Origin of the sequence: Escherichia sp. MOD1-EC6300, assembly GCF_002965045.1 — a bacterium.
Lineage (GTDB): Bacteria > Pseudomonadota > Gammaproteobacteria > Enterobacterales > Enterobacteriaceae > Escherichia > Escherichia coli_F.
The window spans coordinates 311,167-325,626 of the sequence record NZ_PTRH01000004.1 but is presented as its reverse complement, the minus strand read 5'-3'; the positions used below and the strand labels follow the sequence as shown (position 1 = coordinate 325,626).

Genomic DNA, 14,460 nt, shown 5'->3' with positions numbered 1-14,460 from the left:
CCATGCTGAAAACTATCCGAAAACACGGCATTACGTTGGCGCTATTTGCAGCGGGTTCAACAGGGTTAACTGCGGCCATCAACCAGATGACCAAAACGACGATTGCTGAACAGGCCAGTCTGCAACAAAAGGCGTTATTTGATCAGGTGCTGCCAGCCGAACGCTATAACAATGCGCTGGCACAGAGTTGCTATCTGGTAACTGCGCCAGAGTTAGGTAAAGGTGAGCATCGGGTTTACATCGCCAAACAGGATGACAAGCCGGTAGCCGCCGTTCTGGAAACAACCGCGCCAGATGGCTATTCCGGTGCGATTCAGCTGCTGGTGGGAGCCGATTTTAACGGCACGGTACTTGGCACGCGCGTGACAGAGCACCACGAAACGCCAGGGCTTGGCGATAAAATCGAACTGCGCCTTTCTGACTGGATCACCCATTTTGCGGGTAAAAAAATCAGTGGTGCGGATGATGCGCACTGGGCGGTGAAGAAAGATGGTGGTGATTTCGACCAGTTCACCGGCGCTACGATTACTCCCCGCGCGGTGGTTAATGCGGTAAAACGCGCCGGATTGTACGCTCAGACGTTACCGTCACAACTTTCTCAACTTCCTGCCTGTGGAGAATAAAGCGTGAGCGAAATTAAAGACGTTATTGTTCAGGGGTTGTGGAAAAACAACTCTGCGCTGGTCCAGCTGCTCGGCCTCTGTCCGCTATTGGCGGTCACGTCCACTGCCACTAACGCTCTGGGTTTAGGACTTGCGACTACGCTGGTACTGACGCTGACCAACTTGACCATTTCGACGCTGCGTCACTGGACGCCAGCCGAGATCCGCATTCCCATTTACGTGATGATCATCGCCTCGGTGGTCAGCGCTGTACAGATGCTGATCAACGCCTACGCCTTTGGTCTGTATCAATCGTTAGGGATTTTTATTCCGCTGATTGTCACTAACTGTATCGTTGTGGGCCGCGCTGAAGCCTTCGCCGCAAAAAAAGGTCCGGCGCTTTCGGCACTGGACGGCTTTTCAATTGGTATGGGCGCAACCTGCGCCATGTTCGTGCTGGGTTCACTACGCGAAATTATCGGCAATGGCACGTTGTTTGACGGTGCAGATGCGCTGTTAGGTAGCTGGGCCAAAGTATTACGCGTGGAGATTTTCCACACCGACTCCCCTTTCCTGCTGGCAATGCTGCCACCAGGTGCATTTATTGGCCTGGGACTGATGCTGGCAGGGAAATACCTGATTGATGAAAGAATGAAAAAGCGCCGTGCTGAAGCAGCTGCCGAACGTGCATTGCCAAACGGTGAAACAGGGAATGTCTGATGAACAAAGCAAAACGCCTGGAGATCCTCACTCGCCTGCGTGAGAACAATCCTCATCCCACCACCGAGCTTAATTTCAGTTCGCCTTTTGAATTGCTGATTGCCGTGCTGCTTTCCGCTCAGGCCACCGATGTCAGCGTTAATAAGGCGACGGCAAAACTCTACCCGGTAGCGAATACGCCTGCAGCGATGCTTGAGCTGGGCGTCGAAGGGGTGAAAAGCTATATCAAAACTATTGGCCTTTATAACAGCAAAGCAGAAAATATCATCAAAACCTGCCGTATCTTACTGGAACAGCATAATGGCGAGGTGCCTGAAGATCGTGCTGCGCTTGAAGCCCTGCCTGGTGTAGGTCGTAAAACAGCCAACGTCGTATTAAACACCGCATTCGGCTGGCCGACTATTGCTGTCGACACGCACATTTTCCGCGTTTGTAATCGTACTCAATTTGCGCCGGGGAAAAACGTCGAACAGGTAGAAGAAAAGCTACTGAAAGTGGTTCCGGCAGAGTTTAAAGTCGACTGCCACCATTGGTTGATCCTGCACGGGCGTTATACCTGTATTGCCCGCAAGCCTCGCTGTGGCTCTTGTATTATTGAAGATCTTTGTGAATACAAAGAGAAAGTTGACATCTGAAGAAAAGGGGTAACACCGATTACCCCATTGATAACCTTTCTTTATCCTCTTTTAAAACATCTTTTTAACGTCAATGATGCCATTGCTTAGCGTTATCATCAGGTAATCCGTTTGCGGATAACCAAAAATGCAGGTTAATTGTTTTTTTAATAGCGAAATTTTCTATTCATTCGTGATCAAGATCACGATGCTGTAGCAATGTAAAAACATTGCAAGAACTAGGTTAAAATCATTTAAATTTACACACGCAACAAATATTGACCTACAAAACATTACACTGGCTATTTTTCAGAAACTGGACTATCTCACTAGGAAAAACGCTAAATAGCAGAACATATCGCCGTTAAGCCATCATCCCCCTCTCAGGGTAGTGAAAAAATCTGCCGTTACGTTTTTTGAAAAATTTAACGCTGGATAACATTTCCCGGAATGGTTGAATTCCCCGCCTCAGTTATATGTAACAGATTATTACAAAGGACTTGTCTGAAAGTGCAAGATAGTGAACATTACCTGCCGTTTCCCCTCCCACTATAACAATTGCGCGTATGTTTTTTAGGCATAACGCGAGAAAGCACCCCCGTTAATATGGGATGTAAAAAAAGAGGTAAAAGTGTCCACTGCAAACCAAAAACCAACTGAAAGCGTCAGTTTGAACGCTTTCAAACAACCGAAGGCGTTCTATCTCATCTTCTCGATTGAGTTATGGGAACGTTTTGGTTATTACGGCCTACAAGGAATTATGGCTGTTTACCTGGTTAAACAACTGGGTATGTCTGAAGCGGATTCAATCACCCTTTTCTCTTCCTTTAGTGCCCTGGTTTATGGTCTGGTCGCTATCGGCGGCTGGTTAGGTGACAAGGTACTGGGTACTAAACGCGTAATTATGCTTGGCGCTATTGTGCTGGCGATTGGTTATGCTCTGGTTGCCTGGTCTGGTCACGACGCCGGTATCGTTTATATGGGTATGGCGGCTATTGCGGTCGGTAACGGCCTGTTTAAAGCTAACCCGTCTTCTCTGCTTTCTACATGCTATGAGAAAAACGACCCGCGTCTGGACGGTGCATTCACCATGTACTACATGTCCGTCAACATCGGCTCTTTCTTCTCTATGATCGCCACCCCGTGGCTGGCCGCGAAATACGGCTGGAGTGTTGCGTTTGCGTTGAGCGTTGTAGGCCTGCTGATCACTATCGTTAACTTCGCCTTCTGCCAACGCTGGGTTAAACAGTACGGTTCAAAACCAGACTTCGAGCCTATCAACTACCGTAACCTGCTGCTGACCATTATTGGTGTTGTGGCACTGATCGCTATCGCCACCTGGCTGCTGCACAATCAGGAAGTTGCGCGTATGGCGCTGGGCGTTGTTGCCTTTGGTATCGTGGTTATCTTCGGTAAAGAAGCCTTCGCGATGAAAGGTGCTGCGCGTCGTAAAATGATCGTTGCCTTCATCCTGATGCTCGAAGCCATTATCTTCTTCGTGCTGTACAGCCAGATGCCAACGTCACTGAACTTCTTTGCGATTCGTAACGTTGAACACACCATTCTGGGCCTGGCCGTAGAACCTGAGCAGTATCAGGCACTGAACCCGTTCTGGATCATCATTGGTAGCCCGATTCTGGCCGCTATCTATAACAAGATGGGCGATACCCTGCCGATGCCAACTAAGTTTGCAATCGGTATGGTGATGTGTTCTGGTGCGTTCCTGATTCTGCCGCTAGGTGCAAAATTCGCGTCTGACGCAGGTATCGTGTCTGTAAGCTGGCTGGTCGCAAGCTATGGCCTGCAGAGTATCGGGGAACTTATGATCTCTGGTCTGGGTCTGGCAATGGTTGCTCAACTCGTTCCGCAGCGTCTGATGGGCTTCATTATGGGTAGCTGGTTCCTGACCACTGCCGGTGCAAACCTGATTGGTGGTTATGTTGCGGGTATGATGGCTGTGCCGGATAACGTTACCGATCCGCTGATGTCGCTGGAAGTCTATGGTCGCGTATTCTTGCAGATTGGTGTCGCTACTGCCGTTATTGCGGTACTGATGCTGCTGACCGCGCCGAAACTGCACCGCATGACGCAGGATGACGCTGCAGACAAAGCGGCGAAAGCTGCTGTAGCGTAAAATTCAGGGAAACTCTTTTACAAGCCGCTAACTTTTCGTTAGCGGCTTTTTTTTTGTTCAGCAACGCACTACCATACTTTAAACCACAGACAAAAGGAGTTACCGATGAAATTGTTCTACAAACCGGGCGCCTGCTCTCTCGCTTCCCATATCACCCTGCGTGAGAGCGGAAAGGATTTTACGCTCGTCAGTGTGGATTTAATGAAAAAACGTCTCGAAAACGGTGACGATTACTTTGCAGTTAACCCTAAGGGACAGGTGCCTGCATTGCTGCTGGACGATGGTACTTTGCTGACGGAAGGCGTAGCAATTATGCAGTATCTTGCCGACAGCGTCCCCGACCGCCAGTTGCTGGCACCGGTAAACAGTATTTCCCGCTATAAAACCATCGAATGGCTGAATTACATCGCCACCGAGCTGCATAAAGGCTTCACACCTCTGTTTCGCCCTGATACACCGGAAGAGTACAAACCGACAGTTCGCGCGCAGCTGGAGAAGAAGCTGCAATATGTGAACGATGCACTGAAGGATGAGCACTGGATCTGCGGGCAACGATTTACAATTGCTGATGCCTATCTGTTTACGGTTCTGCGCTGGGCATACGCGGTGAAACTGAATCTGGAAGGGTTAGAGCACATCGCGGCATTTATGCAACGTATGGCTGAACGTCCGGAAGTACAAGACGCGCTGTCAGCGGAAGGCTTAAAGTAATAGCCATCGGCCCACAGGTTGTTGTGGGCCGAAATGAGATATTTCAGAGCTTTGTTGCGCTGAAATAATGTTCTGGTTTGGCAATACGATCCTGAGCAGCAACCACTTGCAGCTCATATTCCTGCATTGCTTTTGTGGTCACCATGATTTCGTATACTGCAGCGGTCACATGTTCCAGGGCCTCCTGCAGCGTTGCCCCCTGAAGCAGTTTCACCAGCAGTAAACCGCTCGTCACATCACCGACACCTACCGGTTGGCGCATACCAAAATCCACCAGCGGACGGCTGATATGCCAGGCTTCATCGGCGGTAACCAGCAGCATTTCAAAACGGTCACGGCTGTAGCCAGCCCGCGCCAGGTGTTTAACCAACACAATTTGTGGCCCTTGCGCAATGAGTTCACGCGCTGCCAGAACCGCTTCTTCGACGTTATTTACCGGATGCTCACAGAGTATCTCCAGCTCAACCAGATTCGGCGCAATGATATCGCTGGCAGGCAAACCGTGACGCACATGAAACTCTGCGACACCCGGTGCAACGATACAGCCTTTTTCCGGATGACCCATTACCGGATCGCAAAAATATTTCGCCTGCGGATTCGCTGCTTTCACCTGACGAACGATACCGAGGATATGTTCACCCTGCTCCGCCGAACCCAGATAGCCACTTAATACGGCATCACAGGTGTGTAATTTATCAATGGCGGCAATGCCTTGCACAATTTCGGTTAAATGGCTGGGCGGCATCACGCAGCCAGTCCATTTGCCGTATTGAGTGTGATTAGAAAATTGAACGGTGTTCAACGGCCAGACGTTCGCGCCCAGGCGGCGCATCGGAAACTCTGCCGCACTGTTACCCGCATGACCATAAACAACGTGAGACTGGATAGCGAGAATATTTTTCATCATGTTCCCTGTATAAAAACCAGGGGGAGTGATTTCTCACTCCCCCTTTCCACTTAATGCATTATTTCCAGCAAATCAGACAGTAATTCTTTTTGCCGCGACGCAGTAAGGTAAAACGACCAAACAGACGATCTTCTTCTTTAAAGAAGTATTCAGGATCGGACTGTTTTTCACCGTTAATGGTGATGGCATTGGAGGCGATAGTTTTACGAGCTTGACCACGGGAAGGTTGCAGTTCAGAATCGACCAGCGCCTGCATCAGGTCTGCACCTTTTTCCATCTCAACCATCGGTACGCCGTCCTGCGCCAGCTGTTCGAAGTCCGCTTCACTCAGCGCACTCAAGGAACCACTGAACAGACATTCGGTAATACGTTTTGCTGCCTGCAAACCTTCTTCACCGTGCACCAAACGTGTCACCTGCTCCGCCAGAACATACTGAGCGCGCGGAGCTTTACCGCTGTTTTTATCTTCTTCTTCGAGGGCATTGATCTCTTCAATGCTCATGAAGGTGAAGAACTTCAGGAAGCGGTAAACGTCCGCATCCGCAGTGTTGATCCAGAATTGGTAGAATTTGTACGGGCTGGTTTTCTTCGGATCCAACCAGACTGCGCCGCCTTCAGTTTTACCAAATTTGGTGCCGTCTGCTTTGGTGATCAGCGGAACGGTCAGGCCAAACACCTGATTCTGATGCAGACGACGGGTCAGGTCGATACCAGAAGTGATGTTACCCCACTGGTCAGAACCACCAATTTGCAGCACCACACCGTACTGTTTGTTCAGACAGGCGAAGTCATAACCCTGCAACAGGTTGTAGGAAAACTCAGTGAACGAAATCCCCTGATCTTCACGGTTGAGACGCTGCTTAACCGCTTCTTTGTTGATCATCTGGTTAACGGAGAAGTGTTTGCCAATATCGCGCAGGAAGGTCAGCACATTCATATTGCCGAACCAGTCATAGTTGTTCGCCGCGATAGCAGAGTTTTCTCCACAGTCGAAATCGAGGAACGGGGCAACCTGCTTGCGGATTTTGTCCACCCATTCCTGAACAGTTTCTTCGGTGTTCAGCTTACGCTCAGCAGCTTTGAAGCTCGGGTCGCCAATCAGCCCCGTCGCGCCGCCTACCAGCGCAACCGGCTTGTGGCCCGCCTGCTGGAAGCGTTTCAGGCATAACAATGGAACAAGATGCCCCAAATGCAAGCTGTCAGCGGTAGGATCGAAGCCGCAATAGAGCGCGATCGGGCCTTGCGCCAGTCGCTCTGCTAACGCTTCCTCGTCCGTCACCTGGGCTACCAGCCCCCGCTCTTGCAATTGTTTAATCAAGTTACTGCTTGCCATCAAAATCTCCATGTATATAACGACTGCACCTTTGCCGGTACACGACTTTTCGCCAGATGCGAAAGAGACATAGAATAAAGTGCCAGAATCAGGAGTACCAGCGATTAAAGCAAGATTTTTGCATCTTTTCAGGGGGCAAGACGATCAATCTTCCACGCATCATTTTCACGCTGGTACAAAAAGCGGTCATGCAGGCGATGCTCACCGCCCTGCCAGAACTCAATCTGTTCAAGGCTGACGCGAAAACCGCCCCAAAAACTCGGCAATGGCACTTCGCCCTGTTGAAACTTCTGCTTCAGCTCCAGGAATTTACTTTCAAGGATACCGCGGGCAGAAATGCGACTGGACTGCTTCGAAACCCATGCACCAATCTGGCTATCACGTGGGCGACTATGAAAATATTTCATCACTTCGAGAGTCGAAAGTTGTTCCGCTTTACCGATCACCATCACCTGGCGCTCAAGGGTATGCCACGGGAACAGCAGGCTAACGCGCGGATTATTTTCGATTTGATGTGCTTTACGGCTGCCGAGGTTGGTGTAAAACACCATGCCTTTTTCGTCGTAATGTTTGAGTAAAACGATGCGCTGATAAGGCTGACCATGTTCATCCACGGTAGCGACCACCATCGCGGTAGGGTCCGCCAGTTTGGCTTCACACGCCTGAGAGAGCCAGCGCTCAAAAAGGGTTAATGGATCGGCGGGAAGATCGCGGCGGCGTAATCCGCCTTTGGTGTATTCACGGCGCAGATGCGCGATTTGCTGCAATTCGTCGTTATCAGACATGGTTTTCTTTACGGATTGTCAGTGGGTGACGCTATTGTGCGCCGCCCCTGGAAAAATCTCAACGCTGTGGATTTTGTAACTGACAGTTATTCAAGACGATGCGGTCGCGTTTATAGACAGTCGCTTCCTCGCCTTTCGACCAGAAAACATAGATCCCGTCGGTGTAACGTGCACCAGACGCAGAAATGCCCTGTTTGAGATGCAGTAGTTGATTATCGTAAACAAAACTGACTTCCTGGCGCGGATTATTCAGTTTGACCGTCAACGGTTTTTCATCACACTGGTATTCCAGCGTATCGGTTTGCATGCGCTCAACCAGTTGATTGAACGCGCTACAGCCGGTGAGAAGGACCGGCAAACAGATCAGTAACAGTTTTTTCATAGACATATCCCGAAGACTTTCCTGGTCCGGAGGGCAATACGCCCTCCCTAACGTTCCAAGTGTAACGGCAGACGCGGTAAGAAAAATTCAGTTAACTCTGATATCACAGGTTAGCGGGGAAAATAGCCCCCAGTACCGTCTCCTGGCTTGCGCCAGTGACGGAAGGCAGATTTCCTGGTAATCCCGCCAGCGTCCGCCAGGCAAGCCAGGCGAAAGCCAATGCTTCCATGTCATCGCCACTAATGCCAACGGCATCGGTGGTGGTGACTTCTATGCCTGGCAGTAATGCCGCCAGACGCGCCATGAGTAGCGGATTACGACTTCCTCCACCACATACCATCAATCGTTCGCAGCCACCGCTCAACAAAACTTGTTCAGAAATGGTCACGGCGGTGAGTTCTGCCAGTGTCGCCTGTACATCACGGGGATCAACACCCGGAAAATGGCGCAAATGGCGCTCCAGCCAGCCGTAGTTAAAGTATTCGCGTCCGGTGCTTTTCGGTGCAGGTTGCGAGAAATACGGGTCGCTGAGCATATTTTGCAGCAGTGGGAGAATGACTTTACCCGCCCGTGCCCACTCGGCATCTTTATCGTAAGGTTTACCTGCCTGACGCCAGATCCAGGCATCCATCAGCATGTTACCAGGGCCGGTATCGTAGCCCCCTACCGGCTGCCCAGGAATGAGCAGTGACAGATTGGCGATGCCACCAATATTGAGCACCATTCGTCGCTCGGTTGGATGAGCCAGCAGCGCATGATGGAACGCAGGTACCAGCGGTGCGCCTTGTCCTCCCAAGGCAATATCTCGACGGCGAAAATCACCGACAACCGTAATTCCGGTGCGTGCCACAATTTGATTGTTATCGCCAATCTGTAAAGTGTGTGGTGCCACGCCCGTCGGTTCATGCCAGACGGTTTGACCGTGACAGCCGATCGCAACGATATCTTTCGCCTGCAGGTTTTGTTCCTTAAGCAAGGCATTGATCGCATCAGCAAAAAGTCGCCCGAGTTGAGTATCAAGCTGTCCAAACTGCGAAAGTGTAAGCTGCTGGCCCTGGCAAATATCCAGTACAGCCTGTTTCAGAGACACCGGGATCGGCCAGCTCAAACTTGCCAGCTGTGCGACCCGGTGTTCATCAATTGTCGCCAACACAACATCAACACCATCAAGGCTGGTGCCTGACATAACGCCAATAAAGCGGCCCGATTTCATAGTTCATCCTTTTTCAATCTGACGTTTGCGCACCACTCAAACATAAACTTTTCGTGAATACCATGCGGAATGACCGATTTTTACCGTTGGTAGTAAAACATTATCTTCAAATCAATAATCATCATGAATGTTTTGTTTATAATTGGTTGATCCTACTTTCATTATGATTTGCTCATATTTGGTAGAACATGTAACCATGGATTCACATATGCCATATACTTTGACCATGAGGGATGCTTGCGTGGCGTTTCATGGTGAACAGGAGATTTTTCAATGATTAAACGCGTATTGGTTGTTTCAATGGTAGGTCTGTCTCTTGTCGGTTGTGTTAATAACGACACCCTGTCAGGGGATGTTTATACCGCTTCTGAAGCGAAACAAGTACAGAATGTCAGCTATGGCACCATCGTTAACGTACGTCCGGTACAGATTCAGGGCGGTGATGATTCCAACGTTATCGGCGCAATTGGCGGTGCTGTTCTTGGTGGTTTCCTGGGGAATACTGTTGGTGGCGGAACCGGGCGTTCTCTGGCTACTGCTGCAGGCGCTGTTGCAGGTGGCGTAGCCGGTCAGGGCGTACAGAGTGCAATGAACAAAACGCAGGGTGTCGAGCTGGAAATTCGTAAAGACGATGGTAATACCATCATGGTGGTACAGAAACAAGGCAACACTCGTTTCTCTCCGGGCCAACGTGTCGTACTGGCCAGCAATGGCAGTCAGGTGACCGTTTCCCCGCGCTAAATAAGTTTGCGTGTGGTCAGGTTACTGACCACACGCCCCCTTCATTTCACCCTTTGGCCTGTAACTCAATGATATTATGCTCAAGTTTTGCGATGAGCTTAATCAGTTGTTCCAGTTCCTCTGCGGAGATGCCATGTAAAATTTCCGCGCGGGTTTTGTTAATAACAGCTTCCATTTCGCTGATCAGCGGCTCTGCCTTTTCCGTCAGTTTAATACGTTTAGCCCGACGATCGCTGGCACAAGTTTGACGCGAAATTAACCCTTTTTCTTCCAGTTGGTCCAGAGTACGGACCAGTGATGGCTGCTCGATGCCAATCGCTTTTGCCAGTTGAATTTGCGACTGGTCTGGAGGTAACTGATGGATATTGTGTAACGTAACCCAATGGGTTTGTGTTAACTCCAGCGGTTTCAGGCGATGGTCTATCAGAGCACGCCATATGCGCACCAACCGTGCCAGATCAGAACCTAGTGGCGATTCCAATTTCATCTCCTTATAATTAGCTTGCTAAGATATTATGCGGCTTTTAGAATAGTGTGCAGCAATTGTATTGCTAAAACAAATGTATTGCTGCATTTGGTTACCGTCAGACATATTTTTCAGAAATTGCGCGTAAATTTTTCGCACTTAAAGAATATTTATTAATCTAACGCAATATATTCGGTCGTAAAGGAATCTACTTTGTGAAGTTTATGCTCAATGCAACAGGATTGCCCTTACAAGATCTGGTGTTCGGTGCGTCCGTCTACTTTCCTCCATTTTTCAAAGCCTTCGCGTTTGGATTCGTCATCTGGCTTGTCGTACACCGCCTGCTTCGTGGCTGGATCTACGCCGGTGACATCTGGCATCCCTTGTTAATGGATTTATCGCTGTTTGCGATTTGCGTTTGCCTTTCCCTGGCAATACTGATTGCGTGGTAACTATGTCAATTAAAACAATTAAGTATTTCTCAACAATCATTGTAGCGGTAGTTGCGGTTCTTGCCGGATGGTGGCTGTGGAATTATTACATGCAATCTCCGTGGACACGCGACGGGAAAATACGCGCAGAACAGGTTTCTATCACCCCACAGGTGTCGGGACGTATTGTTGAGCTTAATATAAAAGACAACCAGCTGGTTAACGCGGGGGATCTTCTGCTCACGATCGATAAAACGCCCTTTCAGATCGCCGAGTTGAACGCACAGGCTCAGCTGGCGAAAGCGCAATCTGACCTCGCAAAAGCCAATAACGAAGCGAATCGTCGTCGTCATCTCTCACAAAATTTTATTTCTGCCGAAGAACTCGATACCGCTAACCTCAATGTTAAAGCGATGCAGGCCAGTGTTGATGCCGCACAGGCGACGTTGAAACAGGCACAATGGCAACTGGCGCAAACGGAAATTCGCGCCCCGGTGAGCGGATGGGTGACTAATCTTACTACCCGCATCGGCGATTACGCTGACACCGGGAAACCGCTGTTTGCTCTTGTCGATAGCCACTCGTTTTACGTCATTGGTTATTTTGAAGAAACCAAGTTGCGCCATATCCGCGAAGGTGCACCAGCACAAATTACCCTCTATAGTGATAACAAAACGTTACAGGGTCACGTTTCCAGTATCGGTCGGGCGATTTATGATCAGAGCGTTGAAAGTGACTCAAGCCTTATTCCGGATGTGAAACCTAACGTCCCCTGGGTTCGCCTCGCCCAACGTGTTCCGGTCCGCTTTGCGCTGGATAAAGTCCCAGGCGATGTCACGCTGGTGTCGGGCACCACCTGTAGCATTGCCGTAGGTGAATAATGAGTGCATCGTCATGGTCCTTGCGCAATTTGCCCTGGTTCAGGGCCACGCTGGCGCAATGGCGTTATGCGTTACGCAATACCATTGCCATGTGTCTGGCGCTGACGATTGCCTATTATTTAAATCTCGATGAGCCCTATTGGGCGATGACCTCGGCTGCCGTGGTTAGCTTTCCCACCGTTGGCGGTGTCATCAGCAAAAGCCTCGGACGCATCGCGGGTAGTTTGCTGGGAGCCATTGCAGCACTGATTCTTGCCGGACATACGCTCAACGAACCTTGGTTTTTTCTATTGAGTATGTCGGCGTGGCTTGGCTTTTGTACCTGGGCCTGTGCGCACTTCACGAATAACGTCGCGTATGCATTTCAACTGGCGGGCTATACGGCTGCCATCATCGCCTTTCCGATGGTTAATATTACTGAGGCCAGCCAGCTGTGGGATATCGCTCAGGCGCGCGTTTGCGAGGTGATAGTCGGTATTTTGTGCGGCGGCATGATGATGATGATCCTGCCGAGCAGTTCCGATGCTACAGCCCTTTTAACCGCATTGAAAAACATGCACGCCCGATTGCTGGAACATGCCAGTTTACTCTGGCAGCCTGAAACAACCGATGCCATTCGTGCAGCACATGAGGGGGTGATTGGACAGATACTGACCATGAATTTGCTGCGTATCCAGGCTTTCTGGAGCCACTATCGTTTTCGCCAGCAAAACGCGCGCCTTAATGCGCTGCTCCACCAGCAATTACGTATGACCAGCGTCATTTCCAGCCTGCGACGTATGTTGCTCAACTGGCCCTCACCGCCAGGTGCCACACGAGAAATTCTCGACCAGTTGCTGACCGCGCTCGCCAGTTCGCAAACAGATTTTTACACCGTCGCACGTATTATTGCCCCGCTACGCCCGACCAACGTCGCCGACTACCGGCACGTCGCCTTCTGGCAGCGACTACGCTATTTTTGCCATCTTTATCTGCAAAGCAGTCAGGAATTACATCGTCTGCAAAGCGGCGTAGATGATCATGCCAAACTCCCACGGACATCCGGCCTGGCACGTCATACCGATAACGCCGAAGCTATGTGGAGCGGACTACGAACATTTTGTACATTGATGATAATTGGCGCATGGAGTATCGCTTCACAATGGGATGCCGGTGCCAATGCATTAACGCTGGCCGCAATTAGCTGCGTACTCTACTCCGCCGTCGCGGCACCGTTTAAGTCCTTGTCACTGCTAATGCGCACGCTAGTGTTACTTTCGCTATTTAGCTTTGTGGTCAAATTTGGCCTGATGGTCCAGATTAGCGATCTGTGGCAATTTTTACTGTTTCTCTTTCCACTGCTGGCGACGATGCAGCTTCTTAAATTGCAGATGCCCAAATTTGCCGCACTGTGGGGGCAACTGATTGTATTTATGGGGTCGTTTATCGCTGTCACTAATCCCCCGGTGTATGATTTTGCTGATTTTCTTAACGATAATTTGGCAAAAATCGTTGGTGTCGCGCTGGCGTGGTTAGCGTTCGCCATTTTGCGTCCAGGGTCGGATGCTCGTAAAAGCCGTCGTCATATTCGCGCGCTGCGCCGGGATTTTGTCGATCAGCTAAGCCGCCATCCAACACTGAGTGAAAGCGATTTTGAATCACTCACTTATCATCACGTCAGTCAGTTGAGTAACAGCCAGGATGCGCTGGCTCGCCGTTGGTTATTACGCTGGGGTGTAGTGCTGCTGAACTGTTCTCATGTTGTCTGGCAATTGCGCGACTGGGAATCGCGTTCCGATCCGTTATCACGAGTACGGGATAACTGTATTTCACTGTTGCGCGGAGTGATGAGTGAGCGTGGCGTTCAGCAAAAATCACTGGCGGCCACACTTGCAGAATTACAGCGAATTTGCGACAGCCTTGCCCGTCATCATCAACCTGCCGCCCGTGAGCTGGCGGCAATTGTCTGGCGGCTGTACTGCTCGCTTTCGCAACTTGAGCAAGCACCGCCGCAAGGTACGCTGGCCTCTTAATTACTTAATTACACCGCAGGCATAGCGTTCACCGCCACCGCCCAGCGGTTTAGGTTGATCGGACATATTATCGCCACCAACGTGGATCATCAGCGCTTTATCTTTGACTTGATCCAGTGATTTCAGACGAGGCGCGATGACGGCATCGGTTGCTTTGCCGTCATTATTGACAACCAGCGCAGGCAGATCGCCTAAATGCCCGGCACCTTCTGGCCCTTCATGTTTACCGGTATTTTGTGGATCAAGATGCCCGCCTGCGGATTCTGCCGCTGTGGCTTTGCCATCTTTGGTGGCTGGCTGGCAGCTTCCTTTGGCATGAATATGGAAGCCATGTTCACCGGGGGGTAATGCTTTCAGATCGGGCGAAAACTCCAGACCTTTATCGGTTTCAGTAATGGTGACGCTACCAATTGACTGCCCAACCCCTTGCGACGTGACGAGGTTCATCTCGACTTTTTCACTGGCAGCTTGCGCGCCGGTAGCAACAACCAGCGCCAGAATAGCCAGACTAAAACGTTTCATAGGACC

16 protein-coding genes are annotated in these 14,460 nt (G+C 50.3%); 9 read left to right on the top strand and 7 right to left on the bottom strand.

Annotated features, from left to right (window positions below):
• The first annotated feature begins 2 nt into the window (after positions 1 to 2).
• The 5 genes from rsxG (at position 3) to gstA (ending at position 4,781) form a co-directional block, all read left to right on the top strand.
• Positions 3 to 623: an electron transport complex subunit RsxG gene (gene rsxG / locus BGE37_RS08955; RefSeq protein ID WP_000920799.1), complete on the top strand. Its 621-nt coding sequence runs from the start codon at positions 3 to 5 to the stop codon at positions 621 to 623.
• Positions 624 to 626: 3 nt separating this feature from the next.
• The gene (rsxE, locus tag BGE37_RS08950) at positions 627 to 1,322 is read left to right on the top strand and encodes an electron transport complex subunit RsxE (protein ID WP_001289652.1); all 696 of its coding nucleotides are present in this window, start codon (positions 627 to 629) and stop codon (positions 1,320 to 1,322) included.
• Complete coding sequence (nth, locus tag BGE37_RS08945) at positions 1,322 to 1,957, top strand: endonuclease III (RefSeq protein WP_001030334.1); 636 nt, start codon at positions 1,322 to 1,324, stop codon at positions 1,955 to 1,957. The genes rsxE and nth overlap by 1 nt, the downstream gene beginning before the upstream one ends.
• A gap of 610 nt (positions 1,958 to 2,567) precedes the next feature.
• Positions 2,568 to 4,070: a dipeptide/tripeptide permease DtpA gene (gene dtpA / locus BGE37_RS08935; RefSeq protein WP_000100942.1), complete on the top strand. Its 1,503-nt coding sequence runs from the start codon at positions 2,568 to 2,570 to the stop codon at positions 4,068 to 4,070.
• A gap of 105 nt (positions 4,071 to 4,175) precedes the next feature.
• Positions 4,176 to 4,781 (top strand): glutathione transferase GstA, encoded by a 606-nt coding sequence (gene gstA, locus BGE37_RS08930; protein WP_000765742.1) that lies wholly within the window; start codon positions 4,176 to 4,178, stop codon positions 4,779 to 4,781.
• Between the two features lie 43 nt (positions 4,782 to 4,824).
• On the opposite strand, the gene pdxY is transcribed toward gstA, so the two are convergent.
• The 5 genes from pdxY to anmK form a co-directional block, all read right to left on the bottom strand.
• Positions 4,825 to 5,685: a pyridoxal kinase PdxY gene (pdxY, locus tag BGE37_RS08925; RefSeq protein WP_001302086.1), complete on the bottom strand. Its 861-nt coding sequence runs from the start codon at positions 5,683 to 5,685 to the stop codon at positions 4,825 to 4,827.
• A gap of 61 nt (positions 5,686 to 5,746) precedes the next feature.
• The gene (tyrS, locus tag BGE37_RS08920; protein ID WP_001295400.1) at positions 5,747 to 7,021 is read right to left on the bottom strand and encodes a tyrosine--tRNA ligase; all 1,275 of its coding nucleotides are present in this window, start codon (positions 7,019 to 7,021) and stop codon (positions 5,747 to 5,749) included.
• A 128-nt stretch (positions 7,022 to 7,149) separates the two neighbouring features.
• Complete coding sequence (pdxH, locus tag BGE37_RS08915; RefSeq protein ID WP_105287954.1) at positions 7,150 to 7,806, bottom strand: pyridoxamine 5'-phosphate oxidase; 657 nt, start codon at positions 7,804 to 7,806, stop codon at positions 7,150 to 7,152.
• 58 nt (positions 7,807 to 7,864) lie between these two features.
• Positions 7,865 to 8,194: a C-type lysozyme inhibitor gene (gene mliC / locus BGE37_RS08910; protein ID WP_000061974.1), complete on the bottom strand. Its 330-nt coding sequence runs from the start codon at positions 8,192 to 8,194 to the stop codon at positions 7,865 to 7,867.
• Between the two features lie 97 nt (positions 8,195 to 8,291).
• Positions 8,292 to 9,401 carry an anhydro-N-acetylmuramic acid kinase gene (anmK, locus tag BGE37_RS08905; protein WP_105287953.1) on the bottom strand — a complete coding sequence of 370 codons (1,110 nt, stop codon included), beginning with the start codon at positions 9,399 to 9,401 and terminating at the stop codon, positions 8,292 to 8,294.
• A 273-nt stretch (positions 9,402 to 9,674) separates the two neighbouring features.
• Between anmK and slyB the strand changes: the two genes are divergently transcribed.
• Complete coding sequence (gene slyB, locus BGE37_RS08900) at positions 9,675 to 10,142, top strand: outer membrane lipoprotein SlyB (protein ID WP_000597196.1); 468 nt, start codon at positions 9,675 to 9,677, stop codon at positions 10,140 to 10,142.
• A 46-nt stretch (positions 10,143 to 10,188) separates the two neighbouring features.
• On the opposite strand, the gene slyA is transcribed toward slyB, so the two are convergent.
• A complete protein-coding gene (slyA, locus tag BGE37_RS08895; RefSeq protein ID WP_000445640.1) occupies positions 10,189 to 10,623 on the bottom strand; it encodes a transcriptional regulator SlyA in 435 nt (144 codons plus the stop codon).
• 200 nt (positions 10,624 to 10,823) lie between these two features.
• On the opposite strand from slyA, the gene BGE37_RS08890 reads away from it, so the two are divergent.
• The 3 genes from BGE37_RS08890 to BGE37_RS08880 are packed head-to-tail and all read left to right on the top strand — an operon-like array spanning position 10,824 to position 13,932.
• The gene (locus BGE37_RS08890; protein ID WP_000670999.1) at positions 10,824 to 11,060 is read left to right on the top strand and encodes a DUF1656 domain-containing protein; all 237 of its coding nucleotides are present in this window, start codon (positions 10,824 to 10,826) and stop codon (positions 11,058 to 11,060) included.
• 2 nt (positions 11,061 to 11,062) lie between these two features.
• On the top strand, positions 11,063 to 11,920 hold the full coding sequence (locus tag BGE37_RS08885) for an efflux RND transporter periplasmic adaptor subunit (protein ID WP_024212231.1): 858 nt from the start codon (positions 11,063 to 11,065) through the stop codon (positions 11,918 to 11,920).
• Positions 11,920 to 13,932 (top strand): FUSC family protein, encoded by a 2,013-nt coding sequence (locus BGE37_RS08880; RefSeq protein WP_105287952.1) that lies wholly within the window; start codon positions 11,920 to 11,922, stop codon positions 13,930 to 13,932. The genes BGE37_RS08885 and BGE37_RS08880 overlap by 1 nt, the downstream gene beginning before the upstream one ends.
• Here the strand turns inward: BGE37_RS08880 and sodC are convergent, their stop codons facing one another.
• The gene (sodC, locus tag BGE37_RS08875) at positions 13,933 to 14,454 is read right to left on the bottom strand and encodes a superoxide dismutase [Cu-Zn] SodC (protein ID WP_001353183.1); all 522 of its coding nucleotides are present in this window, start codon (positions 14,452 to 14,454) and stop codon (positions 13,933 to 13,935) included. It lies immediately after the preceding gene.
• Positions 14,455 to 14,460: the final 6 nt, after the last annotated feature.

Excerpts from the sequence above, each read along its gene's own strand:
- slyB (WP_000597196.1), top strand. The coding sequence starts at position 9,675 with ATGATTAAACGCGTATTGGTTGTTTCAATGGTAGGTCTGTCTCTTGTC.
- BGE37_RS08880 (WP_105287952.1), top strand. The coding sequence starts at position 11,920 with ATGAGTGCATCGTCATGGTCCTTGCGCAATTTGCCCTGGTTCAGGGCC.
- tyrS (WP_001295400.1), bottom strand. The coding sequence starts at position 7,021 with ATGGCAAGCAGTAACTTGATTAAACAATTGCAAGAGCGGGGGCTGGTA.
- mliC (WP_000061974.1), bottom strand. The coding sequence starts at position 8,194 with ATGTCTATGAAAAAACTGTTACTGATCTGTTTGCCGGTCCTTCTCACC.
- pdxY (WP_001302086.1), bottom strand. The coding sequence starts at position 5,685 with ATGAAAAATATTCTCGCTATCCAGTCTCACGTTGTTTATGGTCATGCG.
- pdxH (WP_105287954.1), bottom strand. The coding sequence starts at position 7,806 with ATGTCTGATAACGACGAATTGCAGCAAATCGCGCATCTGCGCCGTGAA.
- BGE37_RS08885 (WP_024212231.1), top strand. The coding sequence starts at position 11,063 with ATGTCAATTAAAACAATTAAGTATTTCTCAACAATCATTGTAGCGGTA.
- sodC (WP_001353183.1), bottom strand. The coding sequence starts at position 14,454 with ATGAAACGTTTTAGTCTGGCTATTCTGGCGCTGGTTGTTGCTACCGGC.
- nth (WP_001030334.1), top strand. The coding sequence starts at position 1,322 with ATGAACAAAGCAAAACGCCTGGAGATCCTCACTCGCCTGCGTGAGAAC.
- rsxG (WP_000920799.1), top strand. The coding sequence starts at position 3 with ATGCTGAAAACTATCCGAAAACACGGCATTACGTTGGCGCTATTTGCA.
- anmK (WP_105287953.1), bottom strand. The coding sequence starts at position 9,401 with ATGAAATCGGGCCGCTTTATTGGCGTTATGTCAGGCACCAGCCTTGAT.
- gstA (WP_000765742.1), top strand. The coding sequence starts at position 4,176 with ATGAAATTGTTCTACAAACCGGGCGCCTGCTCTCTCGCTTCCCATATC.